At 28.5% G+C, this 20,360-nt stretch carries 20 protein-coding genes; 9 read left to right on the top strand and 11 right to left on the bottom strand.

Annotated features, from left to right (window positions below; genetic code table 11):
- Positions 1-266 precede the first annotated feature (266 nt).
- The 9 genes from J3E06_RS01880 to J3E06_RS01920 all read right to left on the bottom strand — a co-directional run bounded on the left by J3E06_RS01880 (position 267) and on the right by J3E06_RS01920 (position 7,946).
- Positions 267-1,241 (bottom strand): respiratory chain complex I subunit 1 family protein, encoded by a 975-nt coding sequence (locus tag J3E06_RS01880; protein WP_418904708.1) that lies wholly within the window; start codon positions 1,239-1,241, stop codon positions 267-269.
- A 147-nt stretch (positions 1,242-1,388) separates the two neighbouring features.
- Positions 1,389-1,832, bottom strand: coding sequence for an NADH-quinone oxidoreductase subunit B family protein (locus J3E06_RS01885; protein ID WP_013180627.1), 444 nt, complete (start codon positions 1,830-1,832; stop codon positions 1,389-1,391).
- Between the two features lie 52 nt (positions 1,833-1,884).
- Positions 1,885-2,394, bottom strand: a complete 510-nt coding sequence (locus J3E06_RS01890) for a 4Fe-4S binding protein (RefSeq protein WP_013180628.1) — start codon at positions 2,392-2,394, stop codon at positions 1,885-1,887.
- Positions 2,395-2,519: 125 nt separating this feature from the next.
- Positions 2,520-4,229, bottom strand: a complete 1,710-nt coding sequence (locus tag J3E06_RS01895; RefSeq protein WP_013180629.1) for a 4Fe-4S binding protein — start codon at positions 4,227-4,229, stop codon at positions 2,520-2,522.
- Positions 4,226-4,534, bottom strand: a complete 309-nt coding sequence (locus J3E06_RS01900; RefSeq protein WP_013180630.1) for a hypothetical protein — start codon at positions 4,532-4,534, stop codon at positions 4,226-4,228. Before J3E06_RS01900 ends, J3E06_RS01895 begins: the two co-directional genes overlap by 4 nt.
- Before the next feature lie 226 nt (positions 4,535-4,760).
- Positions 4,761-5,561 carry a Na(+)/H(+) antiporter subunit B gene (locus J3E06_RS01905; RefSeq protein ID WP_013180631.1) on the bottom strand — a complete coding sequence of 267 codons (801 nt, stop codon included), beginning with the start codon at positions 5,559-5,561 and terminating at the stop codon, positions 4,761-4,763.
- 15 nt (positions 5,562-5,576) lie between these two features.
- A complete protein-coding gene (locus tag J3E06_RS01910) occupies positions 5,577-5,885 on the bottom strand; it encodes a hypothetical protein (RefSeq protein ID WP_013180632.1) in 309 nt (102 codons plus the stop codon).
- A gap of 130 nt (positions 5,886-6,015) precedes the next feature.
- Complete coding sequence (gene ehbF / locus J3E06_RS01915; protein ID WP_013180633.1) at positions 6,016-7,467, bottom strand: energy conserving hydrogenase EhbF; 1,452 nt, start codon at positions 7,465-7,467, stop codon at positions 6,016-6,018.
- 119 nt (positions 7,468-7,586) lie between these two features.
- Positions 7,587-7,946 carry a cation:proton antiporter subunit C gene (locus J3E06_RS01920; protein WP_048187196.1) on the bottom strand — a complete coding sequence of 120 codons (360 nt, stop codon included), beginning with the start codon at positions 7,944-7,946 and terminating at the stop codon, positions 7,587-7,589.
- A 450-nt stretch (positions 7,947-8,396) separates the two neighbouring features.
- On the opposite strand from J3E06_RS01920, the gene J3E06_RS01925 reads away from it, so the two are divergent.
- Positions 8,397-10,052, top strand: coding sequence for an ATP-binding cassette domain-containing protein (locus J3E06_RS01925; RefSeq protein ID WP_013180635.1), 1,656 nt, complete (start codon positions 8,397-8,399; stop codon positions 10,050-10,052).
- 123 nt (positions 10,053-10,175) lie between these two features.
- Here J3E06_RS01925 and J3E06_RS01930 read toward each other — a convergent pair whose 3' ends face one another.
- Together J3E06_RS01930 and J3E06_RS01935 are read right to left on the bottom strand one after the other, a co-directional pair.
- The gene (locus tag J3E06_RS01930; protein WP_013180636.1) at positions 10,176-10,436 is read right to left on the bottom strand and encodes an MJ0307 family thioredoxin; all 261 of its coding nucleotides are present in this window, start codon (positions 10,434-10,436) and stop codon (positions 10,176-10,178) included.
- A 276-nt stretch (positions 10,437-10,712) separates the two neighbouring features.
- Positions 10,713-11,396, bottom strand: a complete 684-nt coding sequence (locus tag J3E06_RS01935; RefSeq protein WP_048187198.1) for a DUF169 domain-containing protein — start codon at positions 11,394-11,396, stop codon at positions 10,713-10,715.
- Between the two features lie 539 nt (positions 11,397-11,935).
- Between J3E06_RS01935 and J3E06_RS01940 the strand changes: the two genes are divergently transcribed.
- The 8 genes from J3E06_RS01940 (at position 11,936) to J3E06_RS01975 (ending at position 20,345) form a co-directional block, all read left to right on the top strand.
- On the top strand, positions 11,936-12,805 hold the full coding sequence (locus J3E06_RS01940) for a radical SAM protein (RefSeq protein WP_013180638.1): 870 nt from the start codon (positions 11,936-11,938) through the stop codon (positions 12,803-12,805).
- A 327-nt stretch (positions 12,806-13,132) separates the two neighbouring features.
- Complete coding sequence (locus tag J3E06_RS01945; RefSeq protein ID WP_013180639.1) at positions 13,133-14,809, top strand: bifunctional hydroxymethylpyrimidine kinase/phosphomethylpyrimidine kinase; 1,677 nt, start codon at positions 13,133-13,135, stop codon at positions 14,807-14,809.
- Positions 14,810-15,238: 429 nt separating this feature from the next.
- Positions 15,239-16,456, top strand: a complete 1,218-nt coding sequence (locus J3E06_RS01950) for a methionine adenosyltransferase (RefSeq protein ID WP_013180640.1) — start codon at positions 15,239-15,241, stop codon at positions 16,454-16,456.
- A 358-nt stretch (positions 16,457-16,814) separates the two neighbouring features.
- Entirely contained in the window at positions 16,815-17,375 is a 561-nt protein-coding gene (locus J3E06_RS01955; protein WP_013180641.1) for an Era-like GTP-binding protein, read from the top strand.
- 10 nt (positions 17,376-17,385) lie between these two features.
- Positions 17,386-17,760, top strand: coding sequence for a cell division protein SepF (gene sepF / locus J3E06_RS01960; RefSeq protein ID WP_013180642.1), 375 nt, complete (start codon positions 17,386-17,388; stop codon positions 17,758-17,760).
- A 330-nt stretch (positions 17,761-18,090) separates the two neighbouring features.
- On the top strand, positions 18,091-18,630 hold the full coding sequence (locus J3E06_RS01965; RefSeq protein WP_013180643.1) for a CDP-2,3-bis-(O-geranylgeranyl)-sn-glycerol synthase: 540 nt from the start codon (positions 18,091-18,093) through the stop codon (positions 18,628-18,630).
- 6 nt (positions 18,631-18,636) lie between these two features.
- Positions 18,637-19,119 (top strand): hypothetical protein, encoded by a 483-nt coding sequence (locus J3E06_RS01970; protein WP_013180644.1) that lies wholly within the window; start codon positions 18,637-18,639, stop codon positions 19,117-19,119.
- 167 nt (positions 19,120-19,286) lie between these two features.
- Entirely contained in the window at positions 19,287-20,345 is a 1,059-nt protein-coding gene (locus J3E06_RS01975) for a homoserine dehydrogenase (RefSeq protein ID WP_013180645.1), read from the top strand.
- The last annotated feature ends 15 nt before the right edge of the window (positions 20,346-20,360 follow it).

A 20,360-nucleotide genomic window follows, 5' to 3' on the forward strand; every position in this document is an offset into this window, starting at 1 on the left:
TGTAGTCAATATTTTGTTTCCGGGTTCGGCATTCGCTACATTCCCTACGGGATTACTCCCGTTAATGTGAGAACCTTTTAGGTTATCTTACCTAATTAAGACACTCAAGTATATTAAGTTAACGTTCAAAAAATATATTGTTAAAAATTTTTAATTAATTATGTTTATAAGTATTGGAATTAAAATTATAATTCCATAATATAAAAAATAATATAAAAAATAAGTAAATGAAAAAGAAAATTTAAAGATAAATGTCATAATTCGTATTAAATTCCCATTATTGCCAATATTAAACCGATTAAACCGATTACAGTGCCCAATAAAGATAAGGGATAAACTTGCTTAAATGTTAAAACTGGCGTATATGCACTAATTACAGAAGCCATTAGTGGGAACAATAGTGCTACTGCAAAATTCAACACGATAGTTATCGGATTTAATAAATCCGGTGCAATTCCCAAATACAATGTTGCGAAAAGACTTCCTAATGTTATCATTAACATTTCCCGAACTGCCAAATACAGTGCCCTGTATCGTCCTGAAAGTTCCATAGTAGGGCCTTCCAAAACGTCTGCCTTTGAGTGCATTATTGAGAAAGGATATTCTTTCAACATTATCATATATCCTATGAAATATGCCAAAGCCCCTAATATACCACCTAAGCTAAACAAAAAGGTGTTTCCTACAACCGTATTTAACATTATCGAACCATGGGGTATAAAGGGTAATAAAGTGGCAATGTAAAAAGGGAACGAACCTACAGTTATCATTTTAAAAGCCCTAACTGCACCCAACTGTTCCAAAGTCATCCTTAAAGATAGTTCTCCTTTACCACCTTTACAGAGGTCTTTGAATGGCATCCTAATCCCCATTACTGTTGAAGATAATGCCCCCATAATAATATAAGTCATTTCTTCAATTTTTAAGAGACCTACGATACCTATCTCATTTGACAGTATGTGAAAATGAGTTAAAGATGTCATCGCCAAAATAACCCATATTGTTAAGAAACTTAATACTGGCATAAAATGGTATAATTTAGGCATAGTTGAAACTGGTGTTATTGTTTGCTTATATAAAGCCTTAAAAAATCCCCAATATCCTATTGATGCTAAAGAAGGTCCTTTTCTTTGCTGAATTCTGGCCTGAATTTTTCTTTGAATACCTGGTATCCATGTTGATATCGCAAATGCAATCAATGGAATTCCCAAAATTGATGCCAATTCCTGAAATAATACCATAAAATCACCGAACATAATAATTTGAATATAATTTGAATAAATGATGTACAATACAAGAATTAATTTGAATAAAGATATAAGATAAACAATGCAATAAATAAATTAATTTTAAAATATTTATTTGACAAATAAAGCTTTTATAAACGTTTATTTTTCTAATAATTTAGGAATTGCTTTAACTATTCCCGTAATTACATCTTCAGGTCTTGGAGGGCACCCTGGAACATTTACATCTACAGGGATTATATTTTTAACAGGTCCATCTATGAAGTCCGATGTACCTAAATCTGCCCCTATATTGCCGTAAACTCCACCCATTAGTGCACAAGCCCCTGCAGCTACAACCGCTTTCGGTTCAGGCATTTCCTCATATATTTTTTTCAAAGAAGCTGTGATGGTTTTTGTAACACAACCAGTAACAACTAAAATATCCGCTTCACGAGGATTCCAAGTTAAAAACACGTTGTACTGTTCAGCGTCGTAATATGGGGATAATACACAGTTTACAACCTCTATATCACAGCCGTTGCAACCCCCCGTATATACTAACATTACATGGATACATTTTTTTCTACTTATTTCTTTTAACATTGCTACCCATCTCTTTATTTTTAGTAAAAATATTTCAAATTATTTCAATATATTATGCTTTATTTTTATTTTTTATTACATTATCTAAATTAATAGACAATATTTTCATAATTGATTGTATTTTTTCTTCTGAAATTTCCACAGGTTTTTCAAGAACTTTCGAAACGTCAATTTTTATATTCTTTGAATCACCCACGTGTCTTGGATGTATTGGAGAAATTTCATTAAATAATGCAAATATTGGGCAAAAATCATGGCAATATAAACAATATACACATTTTTCAGCATCTATTACAGGTATAAACTCTTTTGAATAATCTTCAGTTAATTTTATAGGTTCAATTTGCTCCATTGTGATGGCTTTGGTTGGACAAGCATTTGCACAACCCCCACAGCCTATACATATATCTTTCAAAACATTTTCGGGTAATACAATACCTTTTAAAATGCTTTCAGTCATTTCTTTCGAAGTATATCTACCAGTACCGAAAATTATACGTTCTAAATTACGATAAAATCCAGAAATAAATATTTTTGATAATTCCCTAACTCCCGAGTCCATAATATCGCCATATTATATATTTTTAAGCCTATTTAATTATAAAATGGTATTATATTACATTACATATTACTTTTTGTTATTAATGTATAATATGCTATAATATGCCATAATATGTTATTAATATGTTATTTCCATGTTCTAAACGTTTTTATTGCGTTGGTTGGGCATATATTCGCACAAGCTGAACACAATTCACATTTTTCCGTATCAATTGCTCCATAATCGATGCAATCATTTGGGCAAATTTTATTACACAAGCCACAGCTTACACAGTAGTCATATTCTGTATGGATATAAGAATATTCTTTATCCACAGTCTTTTTTATGCCTGTAATATTTGGTAAAACGTCTCTTGGACAATACATTCCACATTTTTGACAGGATATACACGATTCATCAAACAAAACTTTGAAATCAGATGCCGTATTATCTTCAAGAGATAAATTGTTTATTAAAATGGTTAACGAATCATTTGGGCAAATTTCAGCACAAGTTCCGCAACCTATACAAGATTTATCGATTACTTCGAAGGGTATTTCCCGTTTTACAATTTCGATTGCATCTTCAGGACATTTTGTAATACATTTTTCACATAAAACACAATTTCCTATCAATTTAGACTTTAAATCTTCCGAATCCTTGTTTATTACACGCCTAATACCTTGAGGACACGCTTTAACGCATTCCATACATAAAGTACAGTTATTTTTATTATACAATATTCTACCGTCTTTATATAGTAAAGCATTATTTGGGCACACATTTACACATGCTCCGCAATTTATACAGTAAACTTTAGGTTCGTAGTTGTTTTTATTATTAGTATCTTCGTCAATTGAAGTATTATCAGCTAATTTTCCTTTGTTAACTATTTTGAAGTTTTCAACATCTAAAACATTTCTTGGACAGACCTGTACACAACTCGTACATAATATACAGCCATCTCTAATCCTACCTTTGTAAATTGATTTAGGCGTTGTAGGACATACTTCTTCACACAAATTACATTCAGTGCATAATTTAACCTTACTTTTTTCAATTTTTGGATTTAATTTACTATTGAGTGGATTAAATAGCATAGAATTTGAATTAATACATTCATTATTTGTTAAATTTTCCAATAACTCTATTGCGTTGGTTGGACATTCATATATACATCTATTACAATTTATACATTTTTCCGAATCTATAATTATAGAATATCTTTGTTCATCCGATAATTCATCTTTTGAAATTGATTTTTTAGATTTAACTTCAATTTTTGATTTTTTTGAGTTATTTAATGTATTTAAATTTTCTAACTTATCGGGCTTTAAATTTGTATTTAAATTAGCATTTAATACTTTATAGATGGTTGCATATCTTTTTGCCAACATCTCGTTTTTTGAAGTTCGTAATTCCTTCGGATTAAAATAAATCCTTGCATTATCGCAGGCTTTAGTACATAAACCGCACATTACACACATGCCAGTAGGGTATTTCTCACTGGATACTGCAGATTTATTGCCTAATACGTTGCTTTTTCTGTCTTTTTCAGTTTTGGACTTTAAAGGATGTTCTTTATTTTCGTCAACCATTTTGATAATACCTATTGGACAATTCTTTTCACATATGGCACAGCCTACGCACTTTTTCCTATCTACGTAGTATCCCCCATATTCATTTTCCAATATTGCGTTGGTCGGACATACTTCTGCACATTTACCACAGGTAATACAAGATATGGCGGTTCCACCAATCATTTTTATTGCGTTGGTTGGACAAAGCTCCATACACTTTTTGTTGCAACCTTTTTCTTGCTCAGAAATACACTTATCCAAATTAGTTATTATCATTTTATCGCCTTTAAATTAGATTTACATATATTTCCAACCAATACGCCAACAATTCCTGCCAAAAAGATATGGGAAAAAGGAATTTCCTGATAGTAAGGGGTTGAGCCTAATAAAAAAGCTACAAAAAGTCCCAAAACAAGCCAATGCAACAATTTAAGTTTTTCATTTATTTTTAAACCCAATATAAATCCTACGATAATTCCTATTATTGATATATACATAATATCAAGCGAAGATATCGTACTTAAGAGGGTATTTGAAATATCTAAATTCACATTATCACCGAAATAATGCCAAAGTTCCATAATTCAATATAATCATTGATTTAACCTATTTAAACGTTATTTATAGTTAAATCTTAACATATGTATATAAATACACATATTTTTATATGCACATATTTTTGATATTCTATAATTTTATCTCATAGTTATCCTGTTTTCATATTATATAATATTTATAGATTTGAATAATTATATAATTATCACTCAGTTTATAGGTTAATTCTGATAAATTATACTCTAAATCTAATTAAAATTTAGAATTTTTCAAATCAGCATTTATAAATATTTTTTTAGTACTTAGAAGTAAAGTAATTGAGGATAAACCGGCTAAAACCTTAAAACCTACTGCAATATTCAAATAAGGTATTAAACCCACACTTCCCATAGATTCAGGTGATGGAAATAGTGGAATACCATTAAGCACAGAAATATTAAGCAAGTAATAACCAGATACAAACATACCTAAAGCACCCATTATCATAAAAAATAGGGCGCCATAGGTTTCCAATTTTTCCAAGAAATGATGAGTAAAGCATAATGGTGAAGTTATCCCATAACCAACGATTCCCAAAATATATGCTACAGCAATTAGAGCTCCACCCTGAAAACCACCGCCTGGTGTTATATGACCCGCCAAAATTGTTATAATGCCCAAAACCATTATTATTATACTTAAAGGCATCGTAATAACTTTTATTATGGAAGTAAATCCTAAATCAATACTATCAACGTTCTTATTCGTATCATTAGCCGTATCTACGTTTTCATAAAATATCGATTTTAAAAAATCCGTATTATACATACCTCTTCCAAATACCATTCCAGTAACCATTACTGACGTTACAAGAATTAAACATTCTCCCAATGTGTCAAAAGCCCTCCAATCAAATAGTACGGCCGTCACAAAGTTAGGAACGATGTAAGTACTCGTATAAACTGCATTTATTCCTTGTACTACATTAATATTGAATATAGAATACAATATGGCAACTCCAAAGAATAAGAAAGATAAGAACACTGCAATATCTCTTGTTATAAAGTTTCTCAATTAAATCACCTTATATTAGTGAGCAAAATATAATACAATAGATATACCACCACAAAACATGGATAACCAAAACAATTGTGTTGAAATATCGTTTGAATTTTCTTTTTCAAATTTAAATACCAAAGGCAATTGCGATAATAATAAAGCCGTTAAAGAAATGCCTATTAATCCATAAAGCACATTGCTGTAAATTCTAAAAATCATAACTGCCAAAAGTACGATAAAGCCATATAGTGTAAATTCAGCTGTTAATACTGCACCTACCGATACACCATCACCATGCTTTTTTTTGTCCAATTCTTTTCCATATTTGTCATAACTCATAAAAACACCAAATAATATCATGTTTTTTGATTTTTAAGATGAATATTTAATTAATTTATGAATAATATTGTACTAATATTGTACTAATATTATAATAATATGAATATCATTAATAATTAAAATTAAACACCTATAAAGTGCTTAAAAAATTGTCAAATGAATTATATAACGTATTTGTAATAATTTCTGGGAAAATACCCAATATTATACACAAAATTGTTAATATAAGTAATGAAAATTTAGGATATTTTAACATAGGGTTGTTATAATCCTTTTTAAGTTCTTCTAAATCTTTTAATCCATTTGGTTTTAAATATATCATATAAAATGCCTTCATCATAGACACAAAGGTACCAATACTTACCAATATCATAATAACTGTTAATTCAGGTAAATTTGCATTTATAGAAGCTTCTGCAAGTAATAATTTACTTTGGAAACCATTAAATGGGGGTACACCACTAATTGCCAATTTTGCACAAAGTACCATAAAAGCTACAAATGGCATTACTGGCAATAAATTACCCATTTTATCTAATTTACTGGTTTTATTTTCATTTGATACGATATGAGCCCCTAAAAAGAGTGCACTTTTATAAATAACGTGATTTATAGCGTGAAAAATACCTGCAACAAATCCTAACGGAGTTCCCAATGCTAAACCTGCAGCCACATACCCACCTTGACTTATTGCGTGGTAAGAAAGCAATTTCCTATAATCGGTTTGTAAAAGTGCCATTACTACACCAAATACCATACCTAAAATTGAAATTACAATTAATAATACTTGCAAATTTGCAAATAATGGTAATCCATAGAATAATTTAAATAATAATAACATAAGCGCAACTAATACAAATTTAGAAAATGTTTGCAAGACTGCTGAAATAAATGGCTTTGCACCAGCGTAAACTTCGGATTTTATTGTGTGGAATGGTGGCAATCCACTACCATAGCAAAGTCCGATTATTAACATTAAAGCACCGCCATAAATAACCGGATTTGTAGGATTTGCCAATAAATTAGCATGTATTTCAGGAATAAACAAAGTTCCCGTAATAGACAGTAATAAACCAATACCTAAGAGTAATATGGAACCTGCAAAATTACCCATTATAAGATATCTAAGAGCTGATTTGTAAGAATTTTCAGTACCTGTTGCTAATAATAGCCCAGTTTGAGATATAGCGGTTATTTCATAAAATACGTACATATTAAACAAATCTTCAGATAATACAACTGCCGTAACACTTGCCAAACCCATTAAAACTAATGAAGTAACTAATCCGCTTTGTTTTTCACCTGCCGATGAAATAAGGGTTAAAGATGCAATTAAAGTAAGCACTATTAAAATAAGTTGCTTAGCAGGATTAAACAGGTACGCAATGCCTGAAGTCATAGCTTCCACTAACCCATGATTTCCAAAGAAATAATAACCATAATTTGGGATAAATGGTAAAGTCATTAAAATTATTGCTAATGCGATTGAGGAATATTTAATTAATTTATCCTTTCCGTGCAAAAAATTTAGCACAATTGCCATAAACATAGGGAAAACTACCAATAATGGAAGTAAATTCATTTTACTCACCGAAATAACTTGAAAGATTATAAACAATATAAGAATGATAACAATTATTAATAAGGGAAAATATTATTAGTTAGTTGTTATTTTAATTAATATTTTAGTTATTTTTTAATTTAATCAGTCTTTTTTAAAAGTATTGACGATTTTAAAGTACCATATTTTTTAAATAAAACTATTGCAATTCCGAGCATTATTGCCAACATAGATGCTTCAATTACTATATTAGTAAGTACCAAAGCTTGAGGCAATGGATAAGCACTTGTAGTGGAAAAAATCGGCATAGAAACTTCCAAAGTCTTAATAGGCACTATTCCTTGAGTATACCCTATTGCAATTAAAATTAAATTTACGCCTCCGCCAATTGCCGAAAGTGCCATTATTTTTTTAATTACATTATCGACAAAAAACATGCCGTAAATTCCTATTACAATCAAAAGACCTGCAGTAATAAATGAAGCCATCTGTAATTCCACAATAACACCTGCATTATATTTTATAGTGGTTATATAATCCTTTTTTAATTTTATAAATCTTTATTAATTCATAAATTACACTTAAACAGTTTTTAGTTATTTTTTATAATTTTTAAAATAACTTGTGAAACTGTCATTATAATTAATGATAAATATCTTTAAAAATATCTATATAAAGATTATGGTATTTGTACTATTTCTACAATATGATACGTTTAAATATATTATAATATCGATATTAAAATTATTTATAGACCAATAGAATTATTAATTAAGAATTAATCGACACCAAAATAAAGTAAATAAAGTAAATAGATTAACTGAATTTATAACTATGAAATATAAATATGAAATAAACGTAATATGATATAAAATTATAATAGAACCAATAATATGATACGTTTAAAAAATTTGATAAAATAAGGGATAATTAATAACTTTGGTGTTAAAATGAGTATTGTAGTTAAAAATCTAACAAAAAGATATGATGATGGAAAAATAGCATTAAAAAACGTTAGTTTTGAAGTAGAACCTAAAAAAGTCCTTGGAATTATAGGAAAATCTGGTGCTGGAAAAACCACACTAATTAGGATATTAAGGGGTTCTGAAAAATTTAACGAAGGAAGTATTGAAGTTTTCGGAAAAAAAGAAAATTTAAGAGATATAACTGCAATACACTTGCAAAGAAACTTCGCATTATGGGCAGAACCTGCCATAAATAATATTATAAGAAAATTACACGCAATAAGAGACCAATCTGATGAAAGCTTGCCTATTGAGGAAGATATGCCAGAATATACCAAAGATGCCATGGAAATTCTTAAATTAGTTGGTTTAGAACATAAAGCAAACACCTTTTCAAACATTTTGAGCGGTGGAGAAAAACAACGTTTAATAATGGGTAGACAACTTGCTAAGATATATGAAAAAGGCGAAGGAGTTTTATTATTAGATGAACCGGTCACAATGTCTTGCCCCGCATCTCAAAAGATGATATTAGAAATCATAAACAATGTAAGAAAAAAATTGAACATTACTGTGATTATATCATCCCATTTACCCGAAATACACAAATACCTATGTGATGAATGTATAATATTAGAAAATGGGGAAATTAAATCAAAAGGAAAGCCTGAAGAAATTGTTAATGAATTTTTAAAGGATATGAACGAAGAATATATAAGAAAAAATACCATAGATTCTAAAAAAGACGTAATTTATCAAGTAAAAGATGTTTCAAAAAGGTATTTCGTAATAAATGGCGGAGAAACGTTAAATTTAAAAGATATATCTTTTGAAGTAAAAAAAGGAGAAATAGTATCAATACTTGGAGCAAGTGGTACTGGAAAATCAGTTTTATTGAGAATACTTGGCGGTTTAGAATTACCTGATTCTGGAAAAGTAATATTAAATGGTATAGACTTATCCCATTTTGGTTGGGAAAGAATGAATTTACGTTCAAAAATGGGTATTATGCACCAAGAATTTTCATTGGCTCATTATTCAACAGTTCGTGAATTATTAAAATATAGAAGAACAATTAAAAGTGCCAAGGTTTTATTAGATGCAAAAGAAAAAGCAAAAACGTTTGATATTCCTGAAACAGTTGTGGACGCCCTTTATCAACTTTTAGACTTACCAGATACTGAAAGAAATAACAAACTTGAAAAATTGGGCATATCTCAACAGCTACTATTAGCTTTGTTTAACCCGTCTGGAGAAGATTTATACTCATATGATGAATTAATGAATGCTTTGGATTTAGATTCTGAAATATTGAACAAACATCCTAATGAATTAAGTGGCGGTCAAAGGGTAAGGGTTGCCATTGCACTCCAATTAGTTAATCAACCGGAAATATTATTATTAGATGAACCATTTGGAGATTTAGACCCTATTACGTTGAGAGACGTTTCAAACTACTTAAAAAAGATAAATGATATGTATGACACTACAATTATATTAATTAGCCACCATATAGACTTTGTTAATGAAATAAGCGATAGGGCAATCCTTATTGATAATGGTACTATTGATTCAGAAGGAAAACCGGAAGAAATTTGTGGAAAATTCATTGAAAAAAGTACTTTAAAATTCTGTAAATAATTAAAAAAAGAATACTAAAAAATAAATAAAGATAATTAAAAAGAATTAATTATAAATAATAATATTTTTTTAAATATTTACTTATTTACTTATTTACTTATTTACTTACTAATTTATGTATTATTATTCAATCGCATTGATTTTCTCAAGCAATTTATTCTTAAAATCTTCTTCAGCAGGTGCACCCACAAATACGACATCTCCATCAATTGCAATTGCAGGAACTGCCATAATTCCTAATTCTATCGCTTTTTCAGGGTGTTCCATTACGTTTATGTGTATTACTTCTATATCGCTCATTTCTTTAACGACTTGTTCAACTACTCTTTTAGCTGCTGGACAGTGTGGGCAACTTGGGGATGAAAAAACTTCTACCTTCACCATACGTTCACCTTAAACCTGATAATTTGATACATACGAACAGGATACGACATTTTTCCACTTGGGATATATACATATTCTGTTTAAATTAATAGGTATATTCATTTATAATTCCTTACATTATTCATTATGTATTTACAGATTATATATACTATATTATTTAATTTCAAAAATATAAAAGTTGTTTATTAAGATTACAAATACATAATCAATTTAGTTAAAAAAAATAGAAAAAAATTAAAAGGAATGTTTAACATATCATTAAATAAATAAAAGTAATTAACCCCAAATTTCTTTAAAGTGTTCTAAAGCTTTTATAACATTTTCTAAGTCTTTTGGAGGGAATGAAAATATTAACTCATCTGCTTCAATTTCTCCGTATTTTCTTGAACCGTTGCATGCTAAGGTAGCGTTTGCCTTTCCCCTCATTTTAACAGCTGCTACGGCATCTGCACATAAAGATTGGATACCTGAAAAGTCTGCTTCAAACCTTCCGCCTTCTACATAGTTTATTGCCTGTGTTAATCTTAATGCTTGTTTTGGAGTACATAATACGATTATTGCGTCAGGTTCAAAATCTACGCTATTTACTGGCGAGTAAACTGCGGCAAACATTGGCTCTTTCACTTTAGGTATTGCGTTTATGGTTTTTATTGCTGCTTCCTCAGTTTCAAAGTTTCCTAACTTATGGTATAAAACTCCTGTTTCGAGTGCTTTAGGAGGATTTTGTAAAATTCCCATAGCATATGCGCCACCTTTACACATTTGCTTTTCTACAGGTGCGTAGTACTTTTTACCTTCTTTTCTTGATGTTTGAACTAATTCACAGTGTCTTGCTTCTGATTCAACTTCTTCATAGCCTTCAGGGATTTCTTCTTTGCTTTTAACTAATTTAACAGCTACTGCAGGGTACTTTAAACTTAATAAATCTTGAAGTTTGTCCCCCATTTCTGTAATATCCATATAATCACCACTTGATAGTTTGATTAATTTAGCATTTGTATAGTTAATTATATTTTGCATAGTATTTATTATATATTACATATTAATTAGACAGTTAATCATTAGGTATATAATAAATATATTCAATTAGATATATAACATTTTTGATTTTTATCGTACAAAATTATTAAATATTCAATTAACGATATACTTGGTATTAAAAGTATAAGTATAATTAAAATATCATTTAGAATTATGTAGATTTAGAATAATTTAATATACGATAAATTTAAACTATTGAATTATTCAATAATCTAACATTTTAGATACTCTTTTTAAAGTGTTATAATCTACAGTCCGTATTAATTTAAAGATATTTCGGATAATATGCACATATGTGTTATTAAATATCAGTTTTATTGTATTTTAAGATTATGATTTAAATTTACTTATAAGATACCAACAATTTAAAAATTTAAAAAATAAAATGTATATAACTGTATATAACTGTATATAAATGTACATTCAACCGTGTAATTTAGAAATTATTATGTGATATTATGAAAATAGTACTTAGAAATGACATTTGTGGAAAATTAGAAGACATAGTAAAGGACTTAAAAATAACTAAGCATTGTATAGGCTGTGAAGGTCTTGATTTAAATAATAAAGACCCCCATCACCACCCATCTATTGAAATAACTCAAAAATGCAATCATAACTGTATATTCTGTTATTCTAAACTTTCCAAAGTCAAAGCGGGTTTATACGGAAATATAGACGAAAATAGCGCAATTACAATAAGTCAATATGGTGAACCTTTAACATACCCTGAAAAAGTTAAAAAAGCTGTTGAATATGTAAAATCCAACAATAAAAGGTGCGATTTACAGACTAACGGTTCTTTGTTAAATAAAGAACTTATTAAAGAATTAAAAGAACTTGGGTTGGATATGATAATGATTAGCCTTAGTTCCGACTCTAAAAACCCGGAAAAACATTTCGAACTATCTCAATGTGATAATTACAGTACGGTAGTTAAAAATATAAAATTATGTGCGGAAAATTTCCATACAATCGTTAGGAGCATATACATACCAAAATATAACGAAGAAGAATTAATAAATCTTGCAAAAGAAATGGATAACATTGGTGTTCAGGAAATAATGGTTCATCAACTTATAGTTCATAAATCAAATGCTTCTGAAATTGAAAAAATAACAAATATCGATGAAATAGGATATGTTAAAGATTTACTAGTACTTGTAAATAATATGAAAAAAGAAGCTCCAAACGTAAATATTACCATTAAAGGCTGTTTATTAGTTTACTTGCAAGATATGGATGGTTTTATACTAAATAATATAAAAACAGATTGTATTTCTGAAGTGCCTTCCATAAAGCGAGAATATACGGAATTAAATTTATAAATAAACTATATTTAAAAATAATCATTTTAAATACTAATTTTAAGTTTTATAACATTGTTATAACTTTTATAATACCTTATAACTCCCATAACATTAATATCTTATTTATTCTTTTTTTAGAGCATATTTAATAAATTAATTTATCGGAATATATGATTATATAACAACATTTCTCGTAATTAAGTCTACATTATAAAAACATAATTAAATAAAATTTTATATGAGTATATCCATAATATTATAAAAAACTGTATAAACGTTGATAAACAAATAAATTATTTAATCGATAATAACTTACTAACTACCCTACATATTTGAGGTGCCTACATGAAAAATGTGCTTGCAATAGGGGGATATGACCCTACAGGTGGTGCTGGAGTAATTGCTGATGCTAAAACCATTAAAGAAACGGGCAATAATCCATTAACCATTATAACCTCACTTGTACCTCAAAATAATAATAAAGTATACTCTAAAGAAGAAATATCTAAGGAAATACTTGAAGAACAATTTCAAGCTGTTTTCGAAGATTTTAATATAAAATGGGTAAAAACAGGAGTATTATCAAAACATGCAATCGAGTTAATTTTAGAATACCATAAAGACTATGATTTCAAAATAATATGCGACCCCATAATAAAATCAACTACAGGTCAATTATTAACCGATAAAGAAACTTTGGATTTATACGTGGAGTTATTTAGTAAATGTTATCTAATAACTCCTAATTATGAAGAATTTAAATTTATAAAACATTTTATGTACAATAAATTAAAAAAAGAAAAATATTACGATGAAAATTTAAAAGAACTAAGTGTATTAGTTACTGGGATTAATGATACATTACAAAAGTATTCTGGAACTAAAATAGCTATATTTAACGGTAAAAAAATAAATAGGGAAGTTCACGGTACAGGTTGTGTTTTTGCCTCCGCCATTGCAGGTTTCTCCACTCGTATGCCCATAATCAGTGCTATTAAAAATGCAAAAAAATTGGTACTTGGCTCTGTAATTTACGCAAAAAAAACAAGATACGGATATAATACAAATCCCATATTTATTAACGAAAAAACGATATATAAAAATCTTGAATATTCCTTATTTTTGCTAAACAATATTAAATATACCCTAATTCCTGATGTAGGGTCAAATATTGCAGAATGCACAATATTACCAAAAAATAGGTATGATGTTTGTGCATTATCTGGTAGAATTATAAAAGATAAGCATACTGGAGGATATCATAGAGCAGGCGAATTTAAGTTCGGAGCATCTAAAATATTAAGCGATGTGATACTAACCGCCAATAAATATGACCCAAAAATAAGGTCTTCGATGGGCGTTAGATTCAATGAAAAACTTATGGAAAAACTTAAAGACGATGGAATATTTTGTATTGGTCATTTTGATACGAAAAAACTTGACAATATTAGAAAAGTTGGTTTTGGGATAGATAATGCATTTAAAAGTCATTTATTGGATAAATATAAGCAGTTTATGGAAAAAGACCATATGCATAACTTAGAAAATAGTTTTAGAAATGCTGAAGAAAACGTGGATAATTTAAAAATTGATGAAGAAGATTTAAAAATAAATAAAATAAATAAAATAAAAGAAGAAGTTGACAATATATCTAACATATTAACTAAAAATTTATTGGATAAATCAGGACATTTTTTACATAACGAAAAAATAATTAATGAAACATTGATTAACAGTTCTGAAGAGATTAATGTTGAAAAAAACAAACTGGATGTAGAAATTGAGGATGAATGCACTAAAATAAGCCCCGAAGAGTATCGAAAATGTAATAACTGTGAATACTGCAAAAATGAAATAATACACAATTTTATTAAATTTAAGGAAGGTTATGATTTCACATTAGATATGATATATCATAAAGGTGGTCATCAAATAGAGCCTACAATATGGATATTAGGTCAAAACTCCATAGAAATAGTTAAAAAATTAAGAATACTTGAAAAAACATACCGAAAATTGTAAATAAATTATAACTTATAACTTATAACTTATAACTTATAACCTATAATTTATAATATAATACAATAAACTTAATAATTTACTATACTCTATTTTAGGATAATTTTAAATTTTAAATTTTAACTTAGTTTTAAAACTTTTGAAGATTTGAAATCATATTTTCAATAATTTTTCACAATTTTAATGTGTTTAGTATATATACTTTTAAGTATAGTATGTATTGAATATTTTAACAATTTAATAAAATAACAAATAATATATATAAAAATAGAATATACTATTAAAAGTTTAAAAACAGTATTTTTAATAGTCTATAATTTTCAATGTTAAAAAATAGATTATTTTTATAGTAAAAATGATATACAGGACTGGATTGTACAAACCCTGTAGTATAACAATTTACATCACTCCGTATCAATAAATGGTGATAAAATGTCAAACATAGTTGTTAAAAAATTAGAAAGAGCTCCAATAAATGAAACCCCTATTGAAATTGTAGAAAGAAAAGGTATTGGCCACCCGGACAGTATTTGCGATGGTATTGCAGAAAGCGTTAGCGTTGCTTTGTGCAAAATGTACAAAGAACATTTAGGTGTAGTATTACACCACAACACAGACCAGGTTGAATTAGTTGGTGGGTACGCTTACCCTAAACTTGGTGGTGGAGAAATGATAACCCCTATCTACGTATTATTATCCGGTAGGGCTACAATGGAAGTATTAAACAGAGAAACTGGAGAAATTACTAAATTACCAGTGAATTCAACAGCAGTAAACGCTGCAAGAGAATATTTAAAGAAAACAATCAGAAACGCAGACTTAGAAAGAGATATAATCGTAGATTGTAGAATCGGGCAAGGTTCAGTTGATTTAGTAGAAGTATTTGACAGGGAAAGAAATGCAATACCTCACGCTAACGATACATCATTTGGTGTAGGGCACGCTCCATTGAGTATTACTGAAAAATTAGTACTCGAAACAGAACGATTATTAAATTCAGATGCTATGAAATCAGAAGTTCCTGCAATTGGAGAAGACATTAAAGTTATGGGATTAAGAGAAGATAAAAAGGTAATTTTGACAATTGCGATGGGTGCTGTAGATAGATACATTAATTCATGCGATGACTATATTAAAGTTAAAGAAATTGCAAAACAAAAAGTTGAAGAAAACGCTAAAAAATACGCTGGAGACTTTGAAGTTGAAGTATGTATAAACACAGCAGACGATGACAAAGATTGTATTTTCTTAACTGTTACAGGTACATCAGCAGAAATGGGTGATGATGGTTCAGTAGGTAGGGGAAACAGAGCAAACGGATTGATTACACCATTTAGACCTATGAGTATGGAAGCTACAAGCGGTAAAAACCCAATAAACCACATTGGTAAAATCTACAACATTTTATCAAACATTATTGCGGAAGATGTTGCTAAAATCGAAGGCGTTCAAGAATGCCAAATCAGAATATTAAGTCAGATTGGTAAACCAATCAACGAACCTAAAATGTTAAGCATTGAAATTATACCTGCAGAAGGCTTTACAGTTGAAGGTTTAAACGTTGAAATTGAAAAAGTAGCTCAGAAATGGCTTGATAATGTACAATCAGTTACCGATAGTATCATTGAAGGAAAAGTAGGTACATTCTAACTAATGATACATTAAATACATTTGTTAAATTAAAATAAACTTTTTTTATTTTTAATATTATCTTTATTTTTAGTATTCCATTCTATTTTTTGATATTATTTCGATAAAATACTAAAAATCATATCATAAATTATTAATATTAATTATATAGTATTATTTATCAATTCTATTTATATATTTATATATTTAATATATTTACAATGTTTAAACTTTAAAAAATAGTTTTATGTATATATCGAATAGTATAAATTATATGATAATATATATTATATTAATTATGTAATATCGTAAATTATATAACCGTATAACTATCATAATTAACTATATAGATATAATATATATCAAAATAGTGAAAAAAATGAATAACAATATTAAAAAGTATAAAATAGCAATGATGGGACCGGAAAATTCGGGAAAGTCATCTATTATCAATAAAATATTTGGAAAAAGTATTTCAGAAGTTTCTGAAGTGGGCGGTACTACAAAAAAACCTGTTAAAAAATTTTGGGGAAAGTTAAAAATAGGTAGATTAAAACAGAATCCAGAATTTGCAGATATAACCTTTGCTGATTTGGGGGGATTATACTCTGGCGAAGATAAGTCTGTTGTAATGGTCGGTAATGTTTTAGAAAAAACTTTTGAAGAGATAGATAGCTCAGATATGATTATACACGTCATTGATGCGAAAGAAGGTCTTTTTAAAAGCTTTGAAAAATTACACCATTTGCTAAAATATAGGTACCAAAAACCCATAATCGTTATTGTAAATAAATGTGATTTATTAACCCCTTCTGAAAGAAACTCCTTAAATGAAGCTATTGAGGAAAGACTTAATAATAAAGTTTATTTCACATCTGCAATGTCATATGAAGGTATTAATGAACTAATAAACGTGATAATAACCATACTGAAGAGATAGGTGTCCTAAAATGTTTAAAAAAATAAAAAAAATGATATCATCAACAGAAACCTTAAAACCAAGTAGTCCTGTACCAATTGAGGAATATATCGAATTACCAGTTAAAACGTATGAAGGAAACGAGTTAGTAAAAATAAAAGTTTGTGAACTCGAAGATTTTAAAGATTCCACGGAAATTTCAGTTTTAGTAGAAGCTGGTTATTTGGTAATTGCAAACACTATCGACCTTGAAAGAGATATTGATGATGATTACGCTAAAGTACTTACTGATTTAAAAAATAAATTAAAAAATAATGGTAAAATAGTAAGACTTTGCGAAACTAAGATTATGGCAGTTCCGTCAAATACGATAATTGAAAAAATCGTAAAAGAGAAAAAAGATTAAAATAATATTAACAAATAGATTACCCATTAAATGCCAATATTAAATATATTAATGTTTAATTTTATTTTTTTAGTTTATTTTTTTAGATTATATCTATACGGAATTATTAAATTTATAGCATTAATAAAATAATTTTTTCAACAATTTTAAAATGAAAATACGCTATTTTTAGACCATCATTTTTAATTTATTTTTTTAGTTATTTAGTCAAATATAAGATTAAAATATTTAAAAATCTTATATTAAACAGTTTTTAGATTATGGCACTATTCGGTAAATTTAAATAGTGATATACAATAATAATCATAGTCTTACATTTAGAGGGATTTTATGGACTACTATATATTTTTATTATTGAGCTCGGTATGGTATATAATACCTGCTTATATCGCAAATGCTACAGCCTGTGTTTTTGGAGGGGGAACTCCAATAGATGGGGGCAAAAAGTTCATTGACGGTCATCGATTAATTGGGAATGGCGTCACAATAAAAGGAACACTCTCAGGAATACTTTGCGGAGTTGTAGCTTCAATAATCCAGTATTTTATTGGTAATTATTTTAACTCTAGCTGGATGATATTAGATTTCGGATTATTACAATATATTGTATTAGGTCTCTTTTTATCCACGGGCGCTTTATTTGGCGATTTATTTGGAAGCTTTGTGAAAAGGAGAGTTAATATATCACAGGGCGGTTCTGCACCTTTATGGGACCAATTAACATTTATAGTATTTGCCCTAATATTTGGTTATTTATATTTGCCTGTTTCTTATGATATGGCAATACTATTGATTATACTCTCACCAATTATTCATTTATTATCAAATATTATTGCGTATAAATTAGGAATTAAAAAAGTATGGTGGTAATAAAATATGATATTTCTTGATTTAGAATTGAAAGATTCACCTGGTGAATTATTAAAAGCTCTTGAACCCATATCTTCTGCAAAAGGAAATATTATAAGCGTTATTCATATGCGGGAAGAAAGAACTGAAGATGGCAGATTGCCTGTAAAAGTGGTAATTGACAAAATTGACGATGACGAATTATCATCCATTATTAAGAAATTAGAAAGTATAGATGTAATTGTTGCTAAAATAAACGAAAAAAGAAGAAAATTAGATTTAGATGTCGTACTTATCGGGCACGTTGTAGATACAGACGTTAGAGATACTATAGACAGAATAAACGAGATAGGTTTAGTACTTGATTTAGATTTGTCAATGCCTTCTCCTAATGTAGAATCATCTGCGAGAATGAGAATAATTGTTGATATAGAAAAGATAGATGAATTATATGAAGAATTTGATACAATTTCAAAAGAAAAAGATTTACTATTTGTAAAATCCTGTTAAAATAAAAATAACTGATAAAAACTGATAAATAAGGAACATATGCTTAAAGATAAAATAAATTAAATAAATAAAAGATAAAAAATAAGATTAAAAATAAGATTAAAAAATAAAGAATAATCAAATTTAAAATGCTATAATTATCGGATATTTACTAATAGAGGTAAATTATGTGTGAAAAGAGTCTTAGTAAAAATAACGACTTTAACGAACTTAAAGTAATTTTAGTTGGCTTGGGAGTTATTGGAAAAGGTGTTTTAAAGGTAATAAATACCAAAAACAATGACTTATTTAAAAATTATGGATTTAAGATAAGTGTTGTTGCTGCTTGTGATAGTAGTGGTGCTACAGTAAACGAAAATGGTATTAACCCCCTTTCAATAATAAAAACCAAAGAAGAAACTGGAAAAATAGTTAATCACGAATTTGGCGTTCAAAAAAGCATACTTGAAGTAATTGAAACACTAGATGCCGATGTTGTAATTGAAGTAACCCCTACAAACATAGAAACCGGAGAACCTGCAAAATCATACACTTTGAAAGCTTTTGAAACTAAAAAACACGTTGTTTCTGCTAATAAAGGTGCTTTAGCAGTAGCATTTGCTGAATTAATGAATAGTGCTGAAAAAAACAATGTAATGTTTAGATATGAGGCTTCCGTAGGTGGTGCCATGCCAGTTATTAATTTAGCAAGAGAAAGTCTTGCAGGCAATAGTATTAAAAACATTAAGGGAATATTAAATGGTACAACTAACTATATATTGACCAAAATGGAAAAAGAAGGATTAGACTTTAATACTGTTTTAAAAGAAGCTCAAGAGTTAGGTATTGCAGAAACAAATCCTCATCAAGATGTAAGTGGATTGGATACTGCGGCTAAAATGGTTATCCTTGCAAATACACTTTTAGGTAAAAATTACACTATAAAAGACGTAAAACTTGAGGGTATTACAAAAATTACACCTGAAGCTCTTAAAATGGCTAACAAAAGTGGTACAACCATAAAATTAATTGGCGAAGTTTCAAATAAAAAATTAGAAGTTTGCCCTAAGTTAGTACCAATTGACCACCCCATGAACGTTAAAGGTTCATTAAACGTTGCTATGTTCGATACAGATTTAGCAAAAGATGTTGTAGTCGTAGGTCGAGGTGCCGGGGATATAGAAACCTCTTCTGCAATATTAAGTGATTTAATATATATCGGCAATTCAAAAAGATGTAATAATTAATTAACAAATTTTTTT

This window comes from Methanococcus voltae (genome assembly GCF_024807655.1).
In the GTDB taxonomy this organism is placed as follows: Archaea; AGJL01; Methanococci; order Methanococcales; family Methanococcaceae; genus Methanococcus; species Methanococcus voltae_D.